At 69.2% G+C, this 5,544-nt stretch carries 5 protein-coding genes; 4 read left to right on the forward strand and 1 reads right to left on the reverse strand.

Going from position 1 to position 5,544, the window contains the following annotated elements:
* Positions 1–62: 62 nt before the first annotated feature.
* Entirely contained in the window at positions 63–1,037 is a 975-nt protein-coding gene (gene deoC, locus F9K34_RS16580) for a deoxyribose-phosphate aldolase (RefSeq protein WP_291338224.1), read from the reverse strand.
* 201 nt (positions 1,038–1,238) lie between these two features.
* On the opposite strand from deoC, the gene F9K34_RS16585 reads away from it, so the two are divergent.
* The 4 genes from F9K34_RS16585 (at position 1,239) to F9K34_RS16600 (ending at position 5,389) form a co-directional block, all read left to right on the forward strand.
* The gene (locus F9K34_RS16585; RefSeq protein WP_291338225.1) at positions 1,239–1,601 is read left to right on the forward strand and encodes a hypothetical protein; all 363 of its coding nucleotides are present in this window, start codon (positions 1,239–1,241) and stop codon (positions 1,599–1,601) included.
* 247 nt (positions 1,602–1,848) lie between these two features.
* Positions 1,849–3,264, forward strand: coding sequence for an allantoinase PuuE (gene puuE, locus F9K34_RS16590; RefSeq protein WP_291338226.1), 1,416 nt, complete (start codon positions 1,849–1,851; stop codon positions 3,262–3,264).
* Entirely contained in the window at positions 3,261–4,097 is an 837-nt protein-coding gene (locus F9K34_RS16595; protein ID WP_291338227.1) for a bifunctional allantoicase/(S)-ureidoglycine aminohydrolase, read from the forward strand. Before puuE ends, F9K34_RS16595 begins: the two co-directional genes overlap by 4 nt.
* 281 nt (positions 4,098–4,378) lie before the next feature.
* Positions 4,379–5,389 carry a phosphotransferase gene (locus F9K34_RS16600; protein WP_291338228.1) on the forward strand — a complete coding sequence of 337 codons (1,011 nt, stop codon included), beginning with the start codon at positions 4,379–4,381 and terminating at the stop codon, positions 5,387–5,389.
* The last annotated feature ends 155 nt before the right edge of the window (positions 5,390–5,544 follow it).

The raw sequence follows: 5,544 nt of genomic DNA on the forward strand, positions 1-5,544 counted from the left end.
CCCCACAGGCGTGCGCTTCCGCGCCCCCCTCGGGCCTGCGCCGCCCTTGCATCGGAGACGGATCACGCCAGGGCATGGCGCGAGGACGCGGCATAGCGTCCGGTGACGTGGTGTTCCAGTTGGCGCTCGATGTCGGCCAGCATCGACGAGGCGCCGAGTCGGAAGAGGTCGGGCTTCAGCCAGTCGTTGCCGAGTTCCTCCTTCATCAGGATCTGCCAGGCGATCGCGTCCTTGGCCGTCTTCATGCCGCCCGCCGGCTTGAACCCGATGCGGAAACCGGTGCGCCCGCCGTAGTCCCGGATCGCGCGGGCCATCACGAGGCTGACGGGCAGCGTCGCGTTCACGCCCTCCTTCCCGGTCGAGGTCTTGATGAAGTCCGCCCCCGCCTGCATCGCCACCATGCTGGCCTTGTAGACATTCCTGAGCGTCTTCAGGTCCCCGGTTGCGAGGATCGCCTTCATGTGGGTCGGCCCGCACGCCTCCCGCATCGCGGCCACCTCGTCGTAGAGCGCGGACCAGTTGGCGTCGAGAACGTGGGCGCGGGTTATGACGATGTCGATCTCGTCCGCGCCCTCGTCGGTCGCATAGCGGATCTCGGCCAGCCTGAGGTCGAGCGGCATCAGACCTGCGGGAAATCCCGTGGCGACCGAGGCCACCGGGATCCCGGTGCCGCTCAGCGCCCTGACCGCCGCCGCTACCATCGTCGGATAGACGCAGACCGCCCCTGTCGTCAGCCGGGAGAGCCCCAGCCCCGCCATGAGGTGATCGGCCAGCGGTCGCGCCGCCTTGGCGCAGAGCCGCCGGACCCGGTCCGCGGTGTCGTCGCCGGCAAGCGTCGTCAGGTCCATGCAGCGGATGGCGTTGACGAGCCAGGCCGCCTGCCACTCCTTCTTGACCGTCCGCCGGGTCGTCAGCGTGGTCGTGCGCCGTTCGGCCGCGGGCGTGTTGACGGCGACGTGCTCGAACCAGTCGGCCTGCAACGCCACGCCGCGGTTGCGCTCGCTGTTCGAAGGGCCTTGCCCGCCGGTCACCGTCATCACCTCACCCGTCCGAACCGCCGCGCGATCATCGCATGGAAGGCTATCGCTTGTCCCGGTCCACTGCAACGGATCGGTTTGACCGGAAGGTCAAAAAATGCCGGTTTCCGGTTTCGCGGTTGACAGGCGCGCCGGAACCGGCCGGAAAGGGAGGCGGGTGGCGGCGGCCCGCGGGGCCGTCCAGTAAGGCATGGCGGGGCAATGACGGGTTCGATGGCGGGGGAGATCGTCGGGGCATCGGGCGATCTGGACAAGGTGCAGTTCGCGATCGAGCGCCTTCTCGATACGCCGGAGGGCTGGCGTCCCCTCGTGCGGGAGATGGTCGCCCGCTGGCCCGAAGCGCCGGCGGGAGAGGTCATGCTGGCGATTGTCGCGGCGGCGACCGAGATCGAGCGGATGTTCGGCCCCGGCAGCCCGTCCCGCGAGGGCGCCGCGCAGGGCTGGCGCCTCGCCGCGCTGGTCGGCGCCGACCTTTATGCGATGGAAGAAGTGGGCCTGCCGCATGCCACGGCCGGCGACCTGCGGCGCTACTGGAAGATCGACCCCTGGTTTCTCGACCTCTGACCCGTGACGATGGCATTGGGAGGCCGTGCGGCTACGGCAGGAACAGCCGGTAATGATCAACCGCCGCGCCGCGTCGAGAACATGCGCCATCAGACAGTCAGCCATGGCGACTTCCGTCCGGATGCGGCATCCTCGGCACGCTGCGCGGCAACGGGGATTCTGCGAGTTTCCGTCGGGAATGCCGGAATTGGCCTATGATCGCCTTCGCCGCCGCAGCCGACCTTGCATCGCAACCGAGAAGGTAACCATGAACCGCTATCCCCGTGACATGACCGGCCACGGCCCGAACCCGCCAGACGCGCGCTGGCCGGGCGGCGCCAGGGTCGCCGTCTCGCTGGTGCTGAACTATGAGGAGGGGGGAGAGAACTCGATCCTCCATGGCGACGCGGCCTCCGAGGCGTTCCTTTCGGACATTGCCGGCGCGCAGCCCTGGCCGGGCCAGCGCCACTGGAACATGGAGTCGATCTACGACTACGGCGCGCGCGCCGGGTTCTGGCGGCTCCACCGGCTCTTCACGGGCCTCGGGATTCCCGTGACGATCTACGGCGTCACCACCGCCCTTGCTCGCTCGCCCGAGCAGGTCGCCGCGATGAAGGCGGCGGGATGGGAGATTGCCTCCCACGGGCTCAAGTGGGTCGAACACCGCGACATGCCGGAGGGCGAGGAGCGTCGCCAGATCGCCGAGGCGATCCGCCTTCATGCCGAGGTGGTGGGGTCCCGCCCGACCGGCTGGTACACCGGACGCTGCTCGATGAACACGGTGCGCCTGACCGCCGAGCAGGGCTTCGAGTGGATTTCCGACACCTACGATGACGACCTGCCCTACTGGCTGGAGGCGGGTGATCGTCATCAGCTGGTGATACCCTATACGCTCGAAGCGAACGACATGCGCTTCGCCACGGCCCCCGGCTACATCACGGGCGAGCAGTTCTTCCAGTATCTCAAGGACGCCTTCGACGTGCTCTATGCCGAAGGCCAGGCGGGTGCGGCAAAGATGATGTCGGTCGGCCTGCACTGCCGCCTGATCGGGCGGCCGGGCAAGGTCGCCGGGCTGAAGCGCTTTCTCGATTACGCGCGGGGGCACGAGGGCGTCTGGTTCCCCCGGCGCCTCGACATCGCCCGCCACTGGGCCGCGACCCACCCACCGCCGGGTTTCGACCGTCCGAGCCGCATGGAGAAGGCCGAGTTCATCGCCCGCTTCGGCGGCGTCTACGAGCATTCGCCCTGGGTTGCCGAACGCGCCTGGGCACTTGAACTCGGCCCCGCACATGACACGGCGACCGGGCTCGCCAATGCTCTTGCCCGCGTCTTCCGCAGCGCCTCACGCGCCGAACGGCTGGGCGTTCTGACCGCCCATCCGGACCTCGCCGGCAAGCTCGCCATGGCGAGGCGTCTGACCGAGGCCTCGACCGCGGAACAGGCCTCCGCCGGTCTCGACGCGCTGACCGATGCCGAGCGGACCGAGTTCGCCGAACTCAACGCCGCCTATTCCGCGCGGCATGGCTTTCCCTTCATCATCGCGGTGCGCGACAACAGCAAGGCCACGATCCTCGACGCCTTCCGCCGTCGTCTCGAACAGGACAACGAAACGGAAGTCGCCGAAGCCTGTGCGCAGGTCGAACGCATCGCGGAACTCCGCCTCAAGGACATGTTGCCCAGATGAGCCCCTACTATGCCCCCCACGGCGGCCTGCCGCCGCAAACCGCGCTGATGACCGGTCGCGCCGTCTTCACCGAGGCCTATTGCCTCATCCCGAAGGGCTGCTTCTCCGACATCGTGACAAGCAGCCTTCCGGGCTGGACCAACACGCGGCTCTGGATCATCGCCCGGCCGATGTCGGGCTTTGCCGAAACCTTCAGCCAGTACGTCATGGAGGTCGGCCCCGGCGGCGGTTCCGACCTGCCCGAGCCGGATCCTGTGGCCGAGGGCGTGATCTTCGTCACCGAAGGTGAGGTCTGGCTCTCGCTCGACGGGCAGGAGCACGACCTCGGCGCCGGGGGCTACGCCTACATTCCGCCCGGCTGCGACTGGAGGCTTCACAACGGCACCGACCATCCGGCGCGGTTCCACTGGATCCGCAAGCTCTACGAATACGCGCCGGGACTTGCCGCGCCGAAAGCCTTCGTCACCTCCGACGGCGACATCAAGCCCGTGGCCATGCCCGGGACCGGAGGCCGCTGGGCCACAACGCGCTTCGTCGATCCCGATGACCTTGTCCACGACATGCATGTCACCATCGTGACCTTCCAGCCGGGCGGAGTGATCCCCTTCGAGGAGACCCACGTGATGGAACACGGGCTCTACGTGCTCGAGGGAAAGGCCGCCTACAAGCTCAACCGCGACTGGGTGGAGGTCGAGGCCGGCGACTTCATGTGGCTCCGCGCCTATTGCCCGCAGGCCTGCTATGCCGCCGGCCCCGGCCCCTTCCGCTACCTTCTCTACAAGGACGTCAACCGCCACGCGAAGCTGCGCGGCCCCGGCGCCTTCGGCCGGTGACGGAGGGCCCCGGACCGGGCTGCTTCGTTGTCGCAGTCCCTTGGGCGCCCGGGGGGAGCGCCCCCGGCACCCGCTTGGCCACTTTCGCCCCCCGTCCGCCCTGATGCCGTCGCCAACGTCCCCGCCGGGCACCGAGGCGGGCCTGCGCCGCGTGGCCGGGGTCGCGGGGCGCCGAGAACCCTGGGCGGGGCCTTGAATCCCGCGCGGTTTCCTGCCTTCCTCGCGCCGGAGGAGGTCCGATCGTGTCGTGTTCCATGCCGCATTCATCCGCCGGCGAGCGCATGACCGCCGAGCAGCCCCGCCTGACGGCGGAGGAGGCCGGCGCGCTCGCGCACGGATATTTCGGCCTGACGGGCACGCTCGCTCCACTCACCTCGGAACGCGACCAGAATTTCCGTCTAACCACGCCCCAGGGTCAGACCTACGTGCTGAAGATCGCCAATGCCGCCGAACCGGCGGAGGTGACGAACTTCCAGACCGAGGCGCTGGCGCACGTTGCGCGCACGGCGCCCGATCTACCGGTGCCGCGCGTCGTCGCCGCGCGGGACGGACGGGTGGAGATCGCGCTTCCGTCCGGCAGCATCGTGAGGATTCTGACCTGGGTCGAGGGTACCCCGCTCCATCTCGCGCCCCGGTCCGCCGCGCTCCGGCGCAGCGTCGGTGGGATGGCCGCGCGCCTCACCCGGGCGCTCGAGGGCTTCCGCCACCCGGCCGAGGATCACGAACTCATCTGGGACATCCGCAACGCGGGCAGGCTGCGGCCGCTTCTGCCTTCGGTGCCGGAGATGCCGCTGCGTGCGGCCTGCGAGGCCGCGCTCGACCGCTTCGACGCCGAGGTCGCCCCGGCCCTGGCACGCCTGCCCTGGCAGGTCGTCCACGCCGACTTCAACCCGCACAACCTCCTCACCGATCCGGGCGCCACGCGGATCACGGGCATCCTCGATTTCGGCGACATGGTGCGCACGGCGCGGGTCTGCGACCTTGCCGTCGCTGCCTCCTACCAGGCCGACCCGGCCGGACCGCTCGCCACGATGGCTGATGTGATCGGTGGCTGGCACTCGGTCCTGCCGCTTCTGGAGGGCGAGGAGACGATGGTCCTCGACCTCGTGGCGATGCGTATGGTCACCACCATCGTGCTTTCGAACTGGCGCGCCGCGCGCCAGCCCGAACACGCCGGCTATTTCCTCAGAAACCTGCCCGTCTCGCGTGCCGGGTTCGAGGCGCTTTCCGCCCTCGACCGTGACGCGGCCCGCGCGCAACTCTCGGCCCTCATCCGAAAGGCTGCCCCATGATCCCGAAGGACGCCATGCCCAACGCCTATGTCGCGGGCGGCGGCAACCTCGCGGCGGAGGACGCAGCCCTCGTCGCCCGCCGGGCGAAGGCATTGGGCCCGGCCTACCGGCTCTTTTACGAAACCCCCGTACATCTTGTCCGGGGGGAGGGGGTC

This window comes from Albidovulum sp., from assembly GCF_008933605.1.
Lineage (GTDB): Bacteria > Pseudomonadota > Alphaproteobacteria > Rhodobacterales > Rhodobacteraceae > Albidovulum.

What these genes read in the sequence shown, in the direction of transcription:
- F9K34_RS16600 (WP_291338228.1), top strand. Translation starts at nt 4,379, where the DNA reads ATGACCGCCGAGCAGCCCCGCCTGACGGCGGAGGAGGCCGGCGCGCTC.
- F9K34_RS16595 (WP_291338227.1), top strand. Translation starts at nt 3,261, where the DNA reads ATGAGCCCCTACTATGCCCCCCACGGCGGCCTGCCGCCGCAAACCGCG.
- puuE (WP_291338226.1), top strand. Translation starts at nt 1,849, where the DNA reads ATGAACCGCTATCCCCGTGACATGACCGGCCACGGCCCGAACCCGCCA.
- deoC (WP_291338224.1), bottom strand. Translation starts at nt 1,037, where the DNA reads ATGACGGTGACCGGCGGGCAAGGCCCTTCGAACAGCGAGCGCAACCGC.
- F9K34_RS16585 (WP_291338225.1), top strand. Translation starts at nt 1,239, where the DNA reads ATGACGGGTTCGATGGCGGGGGAGATCGTCGGGGCATCGGGCGATCTG.